Annotated in this window: 16 protein-coding genes; 3 read left to right on the forward strand and 13 right to left on the reverse strand. The window is 59.6% G+C overall.

What is annotated here, in order from left to right; genetic code table 11:
* Nucleotides 1-5: 5 nt before the first annotated feature.
* From ACR0L9_RS15015 to ACR0L9_RS15040, 6 genes are all read right to left on the reverse strand, one after another.
* Nucleotides 6-140, reverse strand: a complete 135-nt coding sequence (locus ACR0L9_RS15015; RefSeq protein WP_170395707.1) for an aa3-type cytochrome c oxidase subunit IV — start codon at nt 138-140, stop codon at nt 6-8.
* Between the two features lie 68 nt (nt 141-208).
* Nucleotides 209-763, reverse strand: coding sequence for a hypothetical protein (locus ACR0L9_RS15020; RefSeq protein WP_480895978.1), 555 nt, complete (start codon nt 761-763; stop codon nt 209-211).
* Nucleotides 750-2588: a glycerophosphodiester phosphodiesterase gene (locus ACR0L9_RS15025; protein WP_170626191.1), complete on the reverse strand. Its 1839-nt coding sequence runs from the start codon at nt 2586-2588 to the stop codon at nt 750-752. The genes ACR0L9_RS15020 and ACR0L9_RS15025 overlap by 14 nt, the downstream gene beginning before the upstream one ends.
* Before the next feature lie 64 nt (nt 2589-2652).
* Entirely contained in the window at nt 2653-3102 is a 450-nt protein-coding gene (locus ACR0L9_RS15030) for a DUF6173 family protein (protein ID WP_170395701.1), read from the reverse strand.
* A 4-nt stretch (nt 3103-3106) separates the two neighbouring features.
* Complete coding sequence (locus ACR0L9_RS15035) at nt 3107-4153, reverse strand: MBL fold metallo-hydrolase (protein ID WP_480895979.1); 1047 nt, start codon at nt 4151-4153, stop codon at nt 3107-3109.
* The gene (locus ACR0L9_RS15040; protein WP_480895980.1) at nt 4153-5856 is read right to left on the reverse strand and encodes an acyl-CoA dehydrogenase family protein; all 1704 of its coding nucleotides are present in this window, start codon (nt 5854-5856) and stop codon (nt 4153-4155) included. Before ACR0L9_RS15040 ends, ACR0L9_RS15035 begins: the two co-directional genes overlap by 1 nt.
* A gap of 132 nt (nt 5857-5988) precedes the next feature.
* Here ACR0L9_RS15040 and ACR0L9_RS15045 point away from each other — a divergent pair, with 132 nt between their 5' ends.
* Nucleotides 5989-6936 carry an L-threonylcarbamoyladenylate synthase gene (locus ACR0L9_RS15045; RefSeq protein ID WP_170513159.1) on the forward strand — a complete coding sequence of 316 codons (948 nt, stop codon included), beginning with the start codon at nt 5989-5991 and terminating at the stop codon, nt 6934-6936.
* Here the strand turns inward: ACR0L9_RS15045 and ACR0L9_RS15050 are convergent.
* Nucleotides 6933-7487 (reverse strand): YqgE/AlgH family protein, encoded by a 555-nt coding sequence (locus ACR0L9_RS15050; RefSeq protein WP_170395693.1) that lies wholly within the window; start codon nt 7485-7487, stop codon nt 6933-6935. The genes ACR0L9_RS15045 and ACR0L9_RS15050 overlap by 4 nt on opposite strands.
* Nucleotides 7488-7635: 148 nt before the next feature.
* Between ACR0L9_RS15050 and ACR0L9_RS15055 the strand changes: the two genes are divergently transcribed.
* Nucleotides 7636-8448: a protein-disulfide reductase DsbD domain-containing protein gene (locus ACR0L9_RS15055; RefSeq protein ID WP_170636687.1), complete on the forward strand. Its 813-nt coding sequence runs from the start codon at nt 7636-7638 to the stop codon at nt 8446-8448.
* Nucleotides 8449-8452: 4 nt separating this feature from the next.
* Nucleotides 8453-8902, forward strand: a complete 450-nt coding sequence (locus ACR0L9_RS15060) for an NUDIX hydrolase (RefSeq protein ID WP_170513167.1) — start codon at nt 8453-8455, stop codon at nt 8900-8902.
* Here the strand turns inward: ACR0L9_RS15060 and ACR0L9_RS15065 are convergent.
* The 6 genes from ACR0L9_RS15065 to ACR0L9_RS15090 form a co-directional block, all read right to left on the reverse strand.
* Complete coding sequence (locus tag ACR0L9_RS15065; RefSeq protein ID WP_480895981.1) at nt 8869-12270, reverse strand: efflux RND transporter permease subunit; 3402 nt, start codon at nt 12268-12270, stop codon at nt 8869-8871. The genes ACR0L9_RS15060 and ACR0L9_RS15065 overlap by 34 nt on opposite strands.
* A gap of 5 nt (nt 12271-12275) precedes the next feature.
* A complete protein-coding gene (locus ACR0L9_RS15070) occupies nt 12276-13733 on the reverse strand; it encodes an RND family efflux transporter (protein WP_170597249.1) in 1458 nt (485 codons plus the stop codon).
* Between the two features lie 105 nt (nt 13734-13838).
* Nucleotides 13839-14381, reverse strand: coding sequence for a molybdenum cofactor biosynthesis protein B (gene moaB / locus ACR0L9_RS15075; protein WP_480895982.1), 543 nt, complete (start codon nt 14379-14381; stop codon nt 13839-13841).
* 6 nt (nt 14382-14387) lie between these two features.
* Entirely contained in the window at nt 14388-15008 is a 621-nt protein-coding gene (locus ACR0L9_RS15080; RefSeq protein ID WP_170733550.1) for a LysE family translocator, read from the reverse strand.
* On the reverse strand, nt 15005-15604 hold the full coding sequence (locus tag ACR0L9_RS15085; protein ID WP_170733549.1) for a metallophosphoesterase: 600 nt from the start codon (nt 15602-15604) through the stop codon (nt 15005-15007). Before ACR0L9_RS15085 ends, ACR0L9_RS15080 begins: the two co-directional genes overlap by 4 nt.
* Nucleotides 15601-16365: a uracil-DNA glycosylase gene (locus tag ACR0L9_RS15090; RefSeq protein WP_480895983.1), complete on the reverse strand. Its 765-nt coding sequence runs from the start codon at nt 16363-16365 to the stop codon at nt 15601-15603. The genes ACR0L9_RS15085 and ACR0L9_RS15090 overlap by 4 nt, the downstream gene beginning before the upstream one ends.
* Nucleotides 16366-16708 lie beyond the last annotated feature (343 nt).

Genomic DNA, 16708 nt, shown 5'->3' on the forward strand with positions numbered 1-16708 from the left:
ACCGTTTAGGCCGCAAAGACCGCCAGGAACAGGCAAAGGAGTACAATTGCCACCACGCACCACGTGGTGAATTTGATGAAACCGTCAAAGGTTTTTGTTTGAACGGTGATGTCCATCTCGCCGTGCTTGTGATCAGCCATGTTTATTAGAATCCCAATTCGCGTATTTGAAATGTTGGATAATGCAAAAATCAGGGCCTGTCACGACGTCATTCGCGCGCAGTTGGTCCAAAAATCGTGCAGCCTGGATAACCAAACCCCCAGCGCCAGGGCAACCCGCTGCAGGGACCACCCCCAAAACGCACGGCCAGAAACATCGCCTCGGAGGTGATCGAATGAACCGAGCGGATTTGATCCGGCGACATATCATAGCGTTCGGCATATTCATCAGCATGGCTTTCGCCGTGGGTTTTGACACAGGCGCGCAGCGCGTCATCGGCAGCGAGCCGGGCGTCAAAGCTGGCCTCGGCCTGCGATGCGCCGCCTGCGTTGTAATAGGCGCGATCGTGAGTAACGCAGCAGTACTCCCATGGCGGGTGTTCTTCATAAAGCAGACTGAACTTCGGAAAGGCCTCGGCAACCATACGCCAGCTGGAAGATAATCCGCCCGAACAGCCATCCGTTTCAAAGGGGGTCAGTTCAGCGCCTTCTATCGTGTCGGCCAACGCCCGGTGAGCGGGCATTTCCACGCTACGCATCAGGTCCTGCGCAGCTGCAGGCAGCGCGCAACAGACCAGAAGGGCGGCCAGTCTATGGTTCCGCATCACGCATCTCGGCAGTATCAATGGACAATCCGAATGTCGTCGCCAACCAAAGCATCAGGCGTTCGCCCGGTCCCATCTCGGCACGAACACGCAGCACTTCGCGGGCCATGGCAGGACGATCGGTGATCAGCCCGTCGACCCCCATCGATGCCATCGCCGACATCTGCAACGGGTCATTCACCGTCCAGACATAGATGTCCTTGCCCGCCTCATGGACCGAGCGGATCAGACCCGGTGACACCGTTGCTGCGTTTACGGCCACAAAATCGCCCTCAAGCCCCGACAGATTGCCGATGGCGGTTGCGGCCAGAACGCCTGCCCGCCAATCGGGGCGCAGCGCTTTCATCTTCTGTACTGCCGGGTATTTCAGCGACATGGTGGCGATGTCGTCCTGCATCCCCATCTCTTCGACAATTGTGGCGACTCGGTTTTCCAGGTCGACGTCATGGCCATAGTATTTCAGCTCGATGATGACCTTGGATTTGCCCTTCGCAGCTTCCAGAACATCGCGCAGCGTGGGCGTCCGTTCCGAGGCATATTCGGGGCCGAACCAACTGCCGATATCGATCTCGGCCACATCCTCCATGGTCGCGTCCCAGACCTTGAGCGGCACACCAGCCAGTTTCATGAAATCGCTGTCATGCGCGATGATGACCACACCATCCGCGGTCTCCTGAACGTCGATCTCAACCCAATCGGCGCCATCTTCGATAGCCTTCAACACTGCCGCCATGGTATTTTCCGGCCTTATCGCCGCCGCACCTCTATGACCAATGACATCCGCATGATCGGGGGCCTGAATGCGGACCAGCAACTCCTGCCCGGACCAGAGCCCGATCAGCAGGGCGATTGCCGCGCCACCGACCACAGCGTAAAGCGGCGCGCGCAGGTTGCCTGGTTCGGGATGAGGGACCTCTCGGCCTTGTGTGTCGAAGAACCCATCCAGCAGAACCGCCAATGCTCCCAGAGCGACGGCTGCAAGCACAAGCCCAGCCAGCGACCAGAGGCCCGCTACGATCATACTGAAGATCAGCGCAAAGCGCAGGTTCGTGCTTTCCTGCAACGGTACCAGATCGAACAACAGTCCGGCCACAAAGGCAATCAGTGCGGCGATCACGAGACGCATCGCAAGCCAAAGGCCAAGCTCGATCTTGAGGCGACCGCGTTTGCCTTCCATTCGATCCGTGCTGGCGGAGAAGGCCTCGGCGGGTTTGCAGCCCTCAAATAATACAAGATGCAGCGACAGCGCCCAGGCCGAGAGCCTGCGGATCAGAACCCAAGCCAGACACAGCACCACAAATCCGATCAGCACTACCGCCACCCAGAATGAAGGCGGGTGGAAGGTGAGGTAATAGTTGATGTCGTATTCAGTCAGCATCCACCAGGCGATCAGGCCAGCCACGGCGACAAAAGGCAGCGCAAGTACCAGCACACGCAAAATGAACCGTGCGGCAAAGCCGAAAAGCGCAGGTAAACGCGTCAGGATCAACCGGATGGAAGCACTGCCCGCGCGCCAAGGGTCACGCTCACCCATCCGCAATGATCCGGCCATGACCGAGAAGACAAAGACCTCGGCCAGTAAGAACAGGCTGAGAACTACAACCGCGGCGATGAAGCCCGCTGGTGACAGCAGGAACATCGCAATGTCCTGATCCGTCAGCGCCGATTGATCAGACAATGAAACAGCAACATTGACGGCGATGGCAACGCCCGGAGCGATCAGTGCAACCAGCAGCAACCGGACGGCGACATAAACAGGCACAAACACGCGCCGCCGCGCCCATGCGCCCCGGTAGGCAGTTGTAACGGCTGAGAAATTGGTCACGCGGTTGCCTCCAGAATGGTCTATCCATTCAAGGCTGCGTAAGTGTGAATTGCAAGAGTGGGCGTCAGCTTTCTTCCAGATCAGCCGCCAGCCGGAAACCAATGCGGTTGGCTGGTTTATCCTCGATCGATTTCGGCAAGGCACGCAGCATCACATTCAACTGGCTGACATGCTGGACGAGCTGCGTTTTGGCGCCGCCTCCGTCCGAGCCATAGAAGGTAATCACATCCGGATCGAAATAGCCCATGCCCTCGATCCGCATTACACCGGCATCACCACCGGTAAATCCCATGGCAACCTCGTGATCGCCATCCAGAGTCTTCTCGAAATTCTGAATATACATGATCAGCCGCTCATAGGCCCATTGAGCAGGGCTTTTGCTTTCGACCGGCTTTTGCAATGGCTTGGGCAAATCCTTGTTCCCCGATGCCGCTTCAGGGTTGGCGTGCACCTCATAGCACCGCGGCAACGCCGCAGATTCCGCTGCCTCGGCTGAGGTTTCGATCTTGTCCATTGCTCTACCCTTTGCGCTGATATTCCCAAGCTCCGTCCGCGCGCCGCGTCCGGGCGACAGTTCCAATGTGGTAGAGATGGTTCATATGTGCAACCGCCTCGACCAGCGCGAGGCCGTATTCCCCGCCCCTGATCTGGCGCTTGAACAGCGGGGCAAAGCACTCGGCGGCAGTTTTGGGTTGATCGAGATCGTTCAGCAGACGCTCCAGCGCGCCGTGGTGGTTATCGATCAACTGCCGCATGCGGATCGGCAACCCGGTGAACGGCAGTTTGTGCCCGCCCAAAACCAAATGATCGGGCCGGGCCAGCGGTTGCAGGCGTTCACACGCCTCCAACCAGTCGGCCACCGGATCTGCCATCGGCTCGGTGGCATAGACGCCCAAGTTGGAACTGATCGAACTGAGGATCTGATCGCCGGTCAGCACCAGATTGTCCTCGCGGCTCCAGAAGGTGCAATGCTCAGGCGCATGGCCGTTGCCCATGTGAACATCCCAGTCGCGGCCACCCATGCGGATCACGTCGCCCTGTTTGACACGGGTAAATCCCAGCGGCATAGGGTACACGGCGTCTGCAAAGTTGAACGGACGCTCGGCCATCCGACCGGCCAGCACGTCCGGATCCATCCCCGCGCTGCGGTAATAATCCAACGTTTCCTTCGGCCAATTCTCTTGCACATCCAGCGTCAGCATACGCGCGAACAACCATGCGGTACGACTGGTGACCAGTTCTGCACCATGCTCGGACTGGAACCAGCCCGCATTGCCGACATGGTCAGGATGGTGATGAGTCACGACAACGCGACGGACGGGTTTGCCAGCCAATGGCCCTTCCATCAGGGCCTGCCAGATTCCCCGTGTTTTCTTTGAAGAAAGCCCTGTGTCGACGATGGTCCAGCCGTCGCCATCATCCAATGCATAGACATTCACATGATCCAGCGCCATCGGCAAAGGCAGCCTGATCCACAGAACTCCTTCTGCAACTTCGACCCATTCGCCAGGAGCGGGTGGTTCCTCCCACGGATATCGCATCACTTGCGGAGCCTCGCCATCCATCAAACCGCCAGTTCCTCTGGGCTGAGGGCATAGAGGTCATCCGCCCCGTTCTGCGCCTGCGCAAGCAAGCCTGTATGTTCAGGCAGCAGCACATTGATATAATAGCGTGCCAACTTGGCGCGCGGTCCATCGGGATCGGCCAGAGCCGCTGACAAATGGTAATGCCCGCCCAGAACCCGCGCGAACGCTTTTAGATACGAAGCCGCGCCAGCAAACCGGTTGTTCATATCCGATTGAGCAACGAGCCACTCCGTCGCTTCCCGCAGCGACTCGGAAGCTTCCCAAACAGGACCAGCAAGTTCAGGCATCGTGGCGCGCGCCTTCTCGGCTTGATCCTCGATCTCATCCAGAAGGTTCGAGGCCGCCTCACCCCCATCCATCATCTTGCGCGCTACGAGGTCCATGGCCTGAATACCATTGGTGCCCTCGTAGATCGCGGTCACACGGACATCGCGATAATATTGTGCAGCACCAGTTTCTTCGATGAAGCCCATGCCACCATGCACTTGAACGCCGGTCTCGGAAACGCGCATGCCGGTCTCGGTGCCAAAAGCCTTGCAGATCGGCGTCAGCAGCGCCGCACGTGCCGCCCAATCGGCCTCACCCGTGGCCTGCGCCATGTCGATTGCAGCTGCATTGGCCAGCATGATCGCCCGCGCCGCAAACACATCTGCGCGCATCGACATCAGCATCCGCCGCACATCCGCATGGTCGATGATCGCGCCCGAGGGCGTCTTGCCCTGTTTACGCTCCAACGCATAGGCCAGCGCATGCTGGTAGGCCCCTTCGGCGACACCCACACCTTCGCCACCCACGCCCAAACGCGCGTTGTTCATCATGGTGAACATCGCGGCCATCCCGCCATGTTCCTTGCCGACCAGCCAGCCTTTGGCCCCGTCATATTGCATCACGCAGGTTGGCGAGCCGTGCAGGCCCATTTTGTGTTCCAGCGAGACCACCTTGAGGTCATTGGCCACGCCGGGGTTGCCGTTCTCGTCGGGGATGTATTTCGGCACCAGAAACAGCGAAATCCCCTTGGTCCCCGGAACACCGTCTGGCAGGCGGGCCAGAACAAGATGGCAGACATTCTCGGCAAAGTCGTTGTCGCCCCAAGAGATATAGATCTTCTGCCCGGACACCGAATAGGTGCCGTCGCCATTGTCTTCGGCCTTCGAGGTCAGCGCGCCCACATCCGATCCGGCCTGCGGTTCGGTCAGGTTCATGGTGCCTGACCATTCACCCGCCATCATCTTGGGCAGATAGAGCGCCTTCAACGCATCGCTTGCGTGATGCTCCAGCGCCTCGATCTGACCTTGGGTCATCAGCGGGGCCAGTTGCAGCGACAGGCAAGCAGCACTCATCATCTCATTCACGGCAGTGGTCATGGTCATGGGCAGACCCATACCGCCATATTCGGGATCGCCGCTCATCCCGATCCAGCCGCCTTCGGCAATCGCCCTCCAGCCCTCGGCATAGCCCGGAGAGGTCCGCAGCACGCCGTTCTCCAGCCGCGCGGGTTCCAGATCACCAGGGCGTTGAAGCGGGGCCATGATCTCTTCGCACAGCTTTCCGGCTTCGGTCAGAATGGCGCTGACCACATCCTCGCTGGCTTCCGAGAACTTTTCGGTCGCGGCGATCTGGTCAAAGCCGATCACGTTGCGGAACAGGAATTCATAGTCTGAGATCGGGGCGCGATAGGGCATGGTTTCCCTCTGGTTCTGGCAAGTTGTCAGCGTGGGGTTGGAATCCCGGCCCCACGCCGGTATTCATCTGGGCTGGCACGATTACCTACCGTTACCTGAACTGCAAGCAACCAAAACGCGGCGTCACGATCCATGACCCTTCTCGGTACTCAAGACTTACCAGCAAACGCCGACGGGCTCGCCAAGGCCGCTGACCTGTTGCGGCAGGGGCTGCTGGTCGCTTTCCCGACCGAGACCGTCTATGGACTGGGTGGCGATGCACGGAACGGCGAGGCTGTGGCCGCGATCTATGAGGCCAAGGGGCGACCCAGTTTTAACCCACTGATCGCCCATGTCGCCTCAACCGAGACCGCGAAACGCTTCGTCGAATGGACCGATCAGGCTGATTTGTTGGCTGATGCCTTCTGGCCCGGACCGTTAACTCTGGTTCTTCCTCTGCGCCCCGATCACGGGATTTCGTCGCTGGTCACAGCTGGCTTGGATACTCTGGCCGTTCGCGTGCCTGCGCATCCCACAGCGCACGCTTTACTGACCGCTTTTGACGGTCCTGTGGCAGCGCCATCGGCCAACCCCTCTGGTCAGATCAGCCCAACGACGGCGGCCCATGTCCGAGCGGGGCTGGAGGGACGCATAGCCGCAGTTCTGGACGATGGGCCGTGCGGTGTCGGGCTTGAGTCCACTATTGTGGGTCTGGCCGGCACCCCTGCCTTGTTGCGTCCAGGTGGTGTCGCATTGGAACAAATCGAAGAGGTTCTAAAGGCAGAACTGCATCACCACCAACCCGGCGATCTGCTTACCGCGCCGGGGCAGTTGCAATCCCACTACGCGCCGGACGCGCCGGTGCGGCTGAACGCCCGGTCACGGCAGGGGGACGAGGTGTTGCTGGGTTTTGGCCCCGTTGATTGTGATCTGAACCTCTCCAGCACCGGCAACCTGCCCGAGGCCGCCGCCAACCTGTTTGCCGCCCTTCACAAACTTAACGATACCGGTCAGCCAATCGCCGTATCACCAATTCCCCAACACGGATTAGGTGCGGCCATCAACGACCGTCTACGCCGCGCAGCGGCCCCACGCGATTAGGCGCGGCCTGCACTGGCTGATAGGGTCAGCGGATCAACACCAAGCGTAGCCAAAGCCGCCTCCCATTTCTCGTCATCAGGGACATCAAAGACCAGTTTCGACGACGCATCAGTCGTTAACCAACCATTCATCGCGATCTCATCTTCCAACTGACCCGGCCCCCAGCCGGAATAACCTAAAGTCAGCATCGAATTCAGCGGCCCCTTGCCCGAGGCCAGATCCTCGAGCACATCCAGCGTTGCGGTCATGCTGAAATCTTCGGAAATCTGCATTGAATGCAGATTCGCCTCGTAATCTGCGCTATGCAGGACAAAGCCACGCGACATCTCGACCGGGCCGCCAAACTGCACCAGCCGTTCGCCAATTACAGGTATCCGACACGGGATGTTGAGCTGTTCCAGCAAGGTCTTGATCCGCAAGTCCGAAGGCTTATTCACGATCAATCCCATCGCGCCGTCATCACCATGGCTGCAGATATAGACGACCGAATGCTCGAATCGCGGGTCGCCCATTCCGGGCATCGCAATCAACAGTTTTCCCGTAAGGTCCATCAGCAGATATCTCTTGCGCCATAGGATATCCCTAGAATGACCCTGTGAACCGGGGAATGGCAAGGGATCAGCCGGGATTTCGGTGCATTTCACAGAAGTGACCGGAACGTGACTTGGCAATCCCGACCGGAATGCGCATGTTCTGCATATGAAAGCGCTTTGCAAACCTGCTGCAGCCGTGTTGGCCGTTAGCCTTTGTTTTGGTGCCCCCGCCATTGCGCAGGGGGTTGATAATCTGGTTCAGCTTGAGGTGTTGGACGGCGGCAAAACCGCCGAAGGTACCTATCAGGGGGCCTTGCGTCTAAAGCTCAAGGACGGGTGGAAGACCTATTGGCGCGCACCCGGCGATGCGGGCATTCCGCCGCAGTTTGATTGGAAAGGCTCTCGCAATATTGCAGACATAGCCTTCACATGGCCCGCGCCGCATGTGTTTGATCAGAACGGGCTGCGCTCGGTCGGGTATGAGGATCAACTTGTACTGCCCGTTGAAATTACGCCTAAAAACCCTGCCAAACCCGTGCGTTTGCGCGGCGAGATGGACTTGGGCGTGTGTAAGGATGTCTGCGTGCCGGGTCGGTTGGAATTCGATCACACAATGGATGCCGACGCTGCACGCAATCCGGCCATCGCCGCAGCCCTCGCCCAGCGCCCGTTTTCCGAACGCGAAGCAGGCGTGGCGGATGCGACGTGCCAATTGACTCCCACTGCAGACGGAATGCGGATCGAGGCGCGTATCACCATGCCTTCAGCGGGCGGGTCCGAATTCGCCGTCATTGAACCAGGAAACCCGGCACTCTGGGCATCGCAGCCCGATACACGCCGTCAGGGCAACACCCTGATCGCAAGCTCTGAGATTATCGGTGCCTCCGGCGGGCCATTTGCGCTGGATCGGTCCGAAGTGCGCATCACGGTTCTGGGGGCAAACCACGCTGTTGATATCCAAGGATGCAGCGCAGGCTGACCGGATGAGCCAGACCCCAAAGATCGGTGCCTTGGCTGTCGTGCTGCACGATGGCCAGGTACTTTTGGTGCAACGCAGCAAGCAACCCGATCAGGGGTTGTGGGGCTTTCCAGGCGGCCATGTGGAATGGGGTGAAACGGTTCTGGACGCCGCCACCCGCGAGCTGCGGGAAGAGACCGGTGTGATTGCTGAGCCTTTGGTCTATCTCGACAATCTCGACCTTTTGCTGCGCGATGATAGCGGGCAGACCCGGGCGCACTACCTGCTGGTCGGAGTTGCGTGTCGCTATGTAACCGGCACGCCTGTCGCTGCAGACGACGCGCAGGACGCTCAGTGGTTTCCGGTGGACCAGATCACCAGCGGCGACCTGCTAATGAGCGACCGCGTTCCCGATCTTTTGCGGCGTGCTTTAGAGATGGATCAAGCCTCAACCCGATCCGACAAGCGTGCATAAAGCACGCTGGACAGCACGACACCCACCAGCAGGATCACGGTCGCACCCGCCACGAAAACGCCAAAGCCCATTTGCAGCACACTTGGACCTTCGGCGGCTGGGTAGAGACCCGAGAGCAGCGCCAACGGCGCACCTGTCACTACGGGCCAGATCATCGAGGCACCCAGCCAGATCGCCAACGCTGCGCCCGTTGCGCGCACGGCATTGCGTACCACCCTGTCCGGCGCGCGCAAGGCCCGTCTCATCGATGTCATCGGGCGTGAGATGTCGTTCAGGATGGCCAGCAACGCAGGCACCAGCAGCAGGATCAGGGCCATGCCAAAGCCCAGCCCATAGACCAGTGTGATCACGGTCGGTTTCAAAAACTGCGCCTGCTGCGAACTTTCGTACATCAAGGGCGTCAGCCCCAGTACCGTGGTCAGCGTGGTCAGCATCACAGGCCGCAAACGATCTGCCGTACCTTCTACGATTGACGGCACCAACCCGCGCTCTTTCCGGTATCCGTCGATTGTGGTCACCAGAACAATCGAGTCGTTGATGATGATCCCGGTCATGCCCAACAGGCCGACGACGGTGAACATGCTTAACGGCACGCCCCACAGGTAATGCCCCCAGATCGCGCCCACGAGGCCAAAGGGAATGATCGCCATGACCACCAAGGGCCTTGTCCAACTGGCAAAGACCCAAGCCAATACCAGATAAATTCCGGTCAGACACAGGATCAGGCCTGTGCGGGCCTCGGATAGGAATTCATCCTCCTGCTCACTCAGGCCAGCCATGCGCCATTCGACCTGCCGTTCGGCGGCTATGTTTGGCAATATCTCTTCGCGCATGGCGCGGGCGATTTCGGCAGCCTGCGCCGGGTCGTCCTCGGAAATATCACCATTCACCGAGATGACCCGCAGACCATTTTCGCGCCGGACGGTCGAGAAACCCGATTTACGCTCGACCGAGACGATATCGGCGAGCGGGACATAAACGCCATCCGGAGTCCGCATCAATGTGCGTTCGAGGAAATCAGCAGTCAGTTCGCCCTCGGGCAGTTCGATCCGAATCTCGGTGCTACGCGGACCATCCGGGAAGGTCGCGGCCTCAATCCCATTCAGCCGGTTTCGCAACACGCGGCCCAGTGTTTCGATGCGGAAACCCAGCGCCTGACCCTGCGCGGTGAGGTCCAGAATGAACTCTTCCTTGTCATAGGCGAGGTTATCCTCGAGCGCTGAAACTTCAGGGTATTTCGCGAGTTCCGCCTGGAGGTCCTCGGATGCAGATTTCAACGTGTTCACATCCGCACCGTAGAACTGCACGTCAATCGCATCGCCACCGGGCCCTGAACGCCAACCACGGAAGCTAAGCAGCTCGACCTTCGGGTGGCGCGGCACGAAATCCTGCAGCTCGCCCACAAATTCAAAGCTGGAATAGGGGCGCAAGTCGGCATCGATCAGCTCGATCGAGATGCCGCCCAGCAAATCGTCATCCTTGCCATCCGCCGCGCGCAGCCCCCATCCGGCCGAACCGCCAACCTCGGCTAGAACGTATTCGATTGGATTGCGGCCATGGCGTTCTTCGTAAACCTGACCCAGTTCTTCCGTGGCTTTCTGGACCATGCGCATCATTTCCAGCGTCTCAGCGCGCGTCGCGCCTTCGACCATGATGAAATTGCCCGTGACCGAGCCGCGTTCCGGTGCGTTGAAGAACCGCCAATTCACATCACCCCGAATGAACAGAGCGATCTGACTGGCCAGAATCAATACCATCAGTGCAACAACCACATACCGTGCCCAGACCACCCAAGCGACCAACGGGCGGAACAGGTGGTCGCGCACCCAGCGGAAGCCCTTGTTCACAACCCGGTTGGGCCAGTCATACCAATGCTCCTTAGCCGAATGCGCGATGGCATGGGCCATATGGTTCGGCAGGATCAGGAAGCATTCGATCAGTGAGGCAATCAGGACAGCGATAACGGTGAACGGGATGTCTCGGATCAGCTCTCCGAAGCGGCCACCGATGGCGGTGAGACCAAAGAAGGCGATGACCGTGGTCACTGTTGCAGCAAACACCGGCATCGCCATACGGCGAGCGGCGCGTTCTGCAGCTACGATTGGCGCTTCGCCCAACCGGCGGGCACGAAAATCGGCGTGCTCTCCCACGACGATGGCGTCATCAACCACGATGCCCAAGGTAATGATCAGACCGAACAGAGACACCATGTTCAGCGACAACCCGCCCAGATACATCAGCGCAATCGCCGCGGACATTGCCACCGGAATACCGGCAGCCACCCAGAAAGCGATGCGGGCGTTCAGAAACAGGAAGAGTAGACAAACCACCAGCCCAAGCCCAACCAGCCCATTGTCGACCAGAATATCCAGTCGGTCGGTGATCGCTTGTGCGCGGGTGCGAATCAGCTCAATCGTGATACCTTCGGGCAGGCTGGCCTGCATCTCGGCCACGACATCCTCGACATCGCGCTGAATTCCGATGGCATCGCCCAAATTGGACCGGTCGACGCGGATCGACATCGCCGGATTGTCACCAACGAAATAGCTGCGGTTGCGCGTGACCCCTTCGACCCGAATTTCAGCCACATCGCCCACAACCAGCTTTGAGCCATCGGCAAAGTTGCGCAGGGCGATACCTTCGATCTCTTCCGGGGTGCGTTTCTCAACGCCTGTCCGAATACGCGCATTGGCACCTGTGACATCGCCCGCAGGGTTCGCGGTGACTTCTGCCGCGATGGCCTCGGCAATGTCCGAAAGCGAGATATCATTGGCGATCAACTGTGCGGTGGGCACCTCGACCACCACACGTGGCGCGGCCAGTCCCCGGATCGTGGTGCGCGTGACACCAACTGCAAACAGGCGGCTTATCAATTCATCGGTGAATTTGGCCAGTTGTTCAGCTTCGATGGGCCCCGTGATGACCACATCCGTGACACGATCCCGCCAAGCGCCGCGCCTGATGGTTGGTTCCTCGGCGTCTTCGGGCAGGTTGGTGACGCTATCGACGGCGGTCCGGACCTCCTCAACCGCGCGAGACATGTCCCAGTTCGGCTCAAACTCCAGCCGGACCTGCGCCGTTCCCTCGCGTGAGGTCGATTCCGTGCTGGCAACGCCCTCAACCGCCAAAAGCGCAGGTTCCAGCAATTGGATGATGCCATTGTCGACATCCTCGGGGCCTGCGCCGTCCCATTGGACATTCACATCGACGCGTTCGAGAATCACATCAGGAAAGAACTGTGCCCGCATGTTGGGGATCGCGGCGGCCCCCAGCACCAGCATGATCAGCAGCAACAGATTGGCCGCAGTCCGGTGCCGGGTGAAATAGCTGAGGATACCGCCCGCCGCGTTGGGAATGTCGCGGATCATCGCGCTTAGCCCCCGGCCCGATTGTCATCAAGACGGCGTATTAGGGTGGCGGGCACTTTGGCCTCGCTCAACTGGCCCAATACTTGGGCTTTGTCTTCCTGAGACATGGCATCACTGGCCTCGACCTGAGCCACAAGCTGAGCGCGCTTTTCGTCCGAAAGCTCGACCATGCCCGGATCAGCTTCGGCATTCGCCTCAATCCGTAGGGGCCGCACACGTACACCCGAACCCAGCAGAGGCGTCCGGCCAATCACAACCTCGCGGCCTTCCAGGCCTTCACCACGCAAAAGCACCTCATCGCCCTGACGACGGATCAATTGCACAGCCAACGGTTCCAGCCGGTCATCGGGGCCGAGAACAAGCACATTGCCCGTGGCGTCCAGAACCGAGGATGGCAGACGGACCACATTATCGAGCGGCTGTTCTTCAATCGAAACGGTGACAAAATCCCCCGGCTTGAATCCCGGCGCGTCGTCGAGACGCGCATAGATCAGACGCCCGGTTTGCCCTTCACCCGCCGCGCCACTATCGCGACTGATCCGGCCGGTGGCAGTGAGATCGGTCCCCGTGACCTCAAGCGATACAGTCACCGGGGCTGAGATCAGATCACCCTGCGCGTCCAGCAAACGCACGAATTGCGCGGTGGAAACCCGAAACGCGACCTCAAGCGCATTGGGGTCGACGAGTTCGGCCAGCTTTTCGTTGGCCGCGACCAAGCGGCCTTCAACCAAAGTGACCTCGGTCAGCGTCCCATCAAACCCGGCATGGATCGTCATATCCTCCAGGTCACGCTCGGCCCCTTCCAACGCGATACGAGCCCGCGCAAACAAGGTTGTTGCCTGATCCACACGAGATTCGGCCTGCGCCAAAGCGATCCTGCGCGCGAGAACTGCCTGATGAGCCGATGTTGCGGCCAGTTCCGCTTCTTCGACGCTTGCAGCAGCCCCGACACCTCGCGTCTGCAGGTCCTGCTGGCGCTGCAGCGCCCGGTCGCGAAGTTCGGCCTGTGCCTCGGCTGATTTCAACTCATCCTGCGCCAACAGCAGCGAGCGTTCGGCGTCCCGCTCTTCAAACTGGGCATCCAGAAGATCGGATTTGGCACGGTCCAGAGCCGATTGCATATCGGCTGGGTCCAGTTCGACCAGCAATTCTCCCGCCGTTACTGTACCGCCATCTTCAAAGTCTTCGGCCAGTGATACAACGCGCCCACCCAAGGCCGCGCGCAGCTCTAACCGGCGGCGGCTTTGAATCTGGCCAAACGCTTCCAGATAAGGAGTGACGGTTTCCGGCTCGGCGGTTCGTACGGTAACGGCGAATATGCGTTCCCGCGCCTCAGGTGCCTGATTGTCCCGCGTCAGCACATCCTGAACCGCGCCCGAGATCATCTGTGCGGCAACGATCAGCAGGCCCAGCGTCAGAAACGCCAGGAAGACCCCAACAAGGCTTTGCCGCAGAAATCGCATCGGTCACTCACCTTTGGTCGCACATGCTGCCTTCCGCAAAGGTAGCCGGGTCGCAAAAAATGCCAAGCCACAAAGCGGTTATGATCCATTAAACGCAGAACCAGTCTACTTCCGTCGCAGGTGTTCGTCCAACCTGGGCATTATTTCAACGAAATTACAGGGCCGGTGGCGATAATCGAACTGCTTCTCCAGAATCGCATCCCAAGCGTCTTTGCAGGCACCCGGGCTGCCCGGCAACGCAAACAGATAGGTTCCGCCTGCAACTCCGCCTGTGGCGCGGGACTGCACGGCAGAAGTACCTATCTTTTCCATAGACACGATGGTGAAAACGGTGCCAAACGCTTCGATCTCTTTTTCATAAACGTCCCGGTGCGCCTCGACTGTAACATCGCGACCCGTCAGACCTGTGCCGCCGGTCGAGATCACGACGTCGATTTCAGGATCCGCGATCCAACTGCGCAATTGCTCGGCAATCTGGGCGCGTTCGTCCTGAATGATCTTGCGGTCCGCCACTGAATGTCCAGCCGTTTCGATCCGGTCGACAAGCGTCTGGCCCGAGCGGTCGTCGTCCAGCGAGCGAGTATCCGACACAGTCAGAACCGCAATGCGGACGGGGATGAATTCCATGCTTTCATCAATGCGCGACATATGTCGTCAAGCCCTTTCCATAATGGCAAGCCGGATGGCAAGAGCCGCGAATATCCCGCCCGTGACCCATCCAATGATACGTGAAGCGCGTGGGTTTGAGATCAAAATGCGCCCTGCTCCGCCCGCAAAGATACCGACCACCCCATTCACCAGAATGCTGCCCAAGGTGATAATTGCACCAAAGGTTAGGAATTGCAGCAGAACCGGGCCGTTTGCTGGGTCCACGAACTGAGGGATAAAGGCCAAAACAAACAGAATGACCTTGGGATTGGTCAGGTTCACCAGCAACCCCTCGCGAAACGCGAAATGAGCAGGCTTGATTGCTGCATCGTCCGACACTGCCCCTTTCCGGATTGCGCCCCATGCAAGGGCCAACAGATAAGCAACGCCCATCCACCGGATAACGTCAAACAGCCAAGGCAAGGCTGATACCAACGCCCCAAGTCCAAGCCCCGCCAGCAAAACTTGCACCATCAGACCCGTCGAAACACCGAGGCTGGCCATCATCGCTGGGCGTGACCCGGACCGTAACCCTTGCCCGAAACAGAACATCATGTCAGCGCCGGGTGTAAAATTCAGCACCAGTGCGGCTGGGATGAAGGCCATCAATGTCACTGTCTCGATCACGTTGTTACCTTGAACCAATGTGGTTTCGGACCCAGATTGGCAATCTGAGACCGCCCCAGCATGCCGCGATATCCCCAGCTGTCGTGGATATGACCGCAAAAGACAAAATCGGGTTGGATTCGTTCAACCGCGTCCCGAACTGCGGTCGAGCCGACCGACACATCTTGAGATGTCACATCCCCATATCCTTTTGGCGGAGAGTGCGCGATCAGAACATCCGCAGCCTCGCACCGGTCCAGCAGTTCCGATGCTTCAGCTTCAGTAAGATCGCAGGACCAGTCTCCAAAAGGCGTCACCGGCACGCCGTAGCCCAGCCCGAACAGGCGCAGACCATCCAATGTCATGCCCGTCCCGTGCAGAACATGCGCGCCTTCGGGCGCAGCGGCTGTCAGTTCCTCGGCGCTCTCAGCGTTGCCCGGCACCAGGATCAGCGGCGCTGCAATGCCCGACAGCATCTGCATCGCTTCATTCAGGCCCCGCCGCGCATTGCAAAAATCCCCCGCTCCGATGACAAGATCAGCCTCGGCGCTGGCGACCACCAGATCAGCGGCCCGGTTGCGCGCCATATGAAGATCGGAAAACGCCAGAACTCTCATCCCGCGCCCCTCAGCCTTGCTTGCAAATCCAGCAAATCGGCCCAGGCCTGTCGCTTCATCAGCGGTTGACGCAGCAGGTAGGCCGGGTGGAACATCGGGATGACCGGCAGGTTCAGCGCCTGATCCCATTTCCCGCGCAGCCGCGTGATACCGCGTTTGCCCAGCAAGGCCTGACAGCTAATATTGCCCATCACCACCAGCACCTCGGGCTTGGCCAACGCCACATGCCGCTCCAGAAACGGCTTCATCATGCCAATCTCTTCCGGCTTGGGATCGCGATTCTGCGGGGGCCGCCACGGCAACACGTTGGTAATGTAGACATTCTCGCGCCGATCCAGATCAATCGCGGCCAGCATCCGGTCCAGCAATTGCCCAGCGCGCCCGACAAAGGGCTTACCTTCGCGATCCTCATCACGGCCGGGCGCTTCGCCGATGATCATTACCCGTGCGCCGGGGGTGCCATCGGAAAACACCAACTGCCGCGCGCCGCGTTTGAGGTCGCAAAGATCAAACGCCTCCATCGCCGCACGCAAATCGACGAGCGATGCAGCGGTTTTCGCCGCCTGTTTTGCAACAGCTGCGGCATCGACCGGCTCTGGTTTTTTCGCAGGTTCAACCGCAGCTGGTTTCTTAGCCTTGGCCGCTTTGTCCGGCAACGCATAGCGATCCACCGGCGCGTCGCCGATCGCCTCGGTTGCGCCCAGCTCGATCTGCCATTCCAGCAGCGCCCGCGCGGTATGATGGTCCAAGCCCGATTCCATAACCCTCAATCTAACCAGCTTTTGACCGAGGGAAAGCGAATAGACCTTGCCATGGCACAGGGTCGCACCGACCATGGCAGGGTCATGCTGTCATTTCTGCGATTCCTTCTGATTGCTCTATTGCTGGCAACCTCTGGCGGTTCGGCGAGTGCGCAGCTGTTTGATCGGGATACACAATGCCGCGCCGGACAGTTGCAATGCGGGCGCGGTTGTTGCCCCGCAGGCCAGCGCTGCAGCTTTGATGGCCGCTGTATCCCGCCGGGACACACCTATTGTGGAGGTGGGCGCACCTGCGGCCCGTTCGAGCGCTGCGTGGCAGGAGGAACCCGTTGCGCCCCTGCTG

The sequence above is a fragment of the Ruegeria sp. I3 genome (genome assembly GCF_056532525.1).

Coding starts and splice junctions, on each gene's coding strand:
- ACR0L9_RS15020 (WP_480895978.1), bottom strand. CDS start 763: ATGCGGAACCATAGACTGGCCGCCCTTCTGGTCTGTTGCGCGCTGCCT.
- ACR0L9_RS15060 (WP_170513167.1), top strand. CDS start 8,453: ATGAGCCAGACCCCAAAGATCGGTGCCTTGGCTGTCGTGCTGCACGAT.
- ACR0L9_RS15045 (WP_170513159.1), top strand. CDS start 5,989: ATGACCCTTCTCGGTACTCAAGACTTACCAGCAAACGCCGACGGGCTC.
- ACR0L9_RS15035 (WP_480895979.1), bottom strand. CDS start 4,153: ATGGATGGCGAGGCTCCGCAAGTGATGCGATATCCGTGGGAGGAACCA.
- ACR0L9_RS15030 (WP_170395701.1), bottom strand. CDS start 3,102: ATGGACAAGATCGAAACCTCAGCCGAGGCAGCGGAATCTGCGGCGTTG.
- ACR0L9_RS15085 (WP_170733549.1), bottom strand. CDS start 15,604: ATGAGAGTTCTGGCGTTTTCCGATCTTCATATGGCGCGCAACCGGGCC.
- ACR0L9_RS15090 (WP_480895983.1), bottom strand. CDS start 16,365: ATGGAATCGGGCTTGGACCATCATACCGCGCGGGCGCTGCTGGAATGG.
- ACR0L9_RS15055 (WP_170636687.1), top strand. CDS start 7,636: ATGAAAGCGCTTTGCAAACCTGCTGCAGCCGTGTTGGCCGTTAGCCTT.
- ACR0L9_RS15070 (WP_170597249.1), bottom strand. CDS start 13,733: ATGCGATTTCTGCGGCAAAGCCTTGTTGGGGTCTTCCTGGCGTTTCTG.
- ACR0L9_RS15065 (WP_480895981.1), bottom strand. CDS start 12,270: ATGATCCGCGACATTCCCAACGCGGCGGGCGGTATCCTCAGCTATTTC.
- ACR0L9_RS15050 (WP_170395693.1), bottom strand. CDS start 7,487: ATGGACCTTACGGGAAAACTGTTGATTGCGATGCCCGGAATGGGCGAC.
- ACR0L9_RS15015 (WP_170395707.1), bottom strand. CDS start 140: ATGGCTGATCACAAGCACGGCGAGATGGACATCACCGTTCAAACAAAA.
- ACR0L9_RS15040 (WP_480895980.1), bottom strand. CDS start 5,856: ATGCCCTATCGCGCCCCGATCTCAGACTATGAATTCCTGTTCCGCAAC.
- moaB (WP_480895982.1), bottom strand. CDS start 14,381: ATGTCGCGCATTGATGAAAGCATGGAATTCATCCCCGTCCGCATTGCG.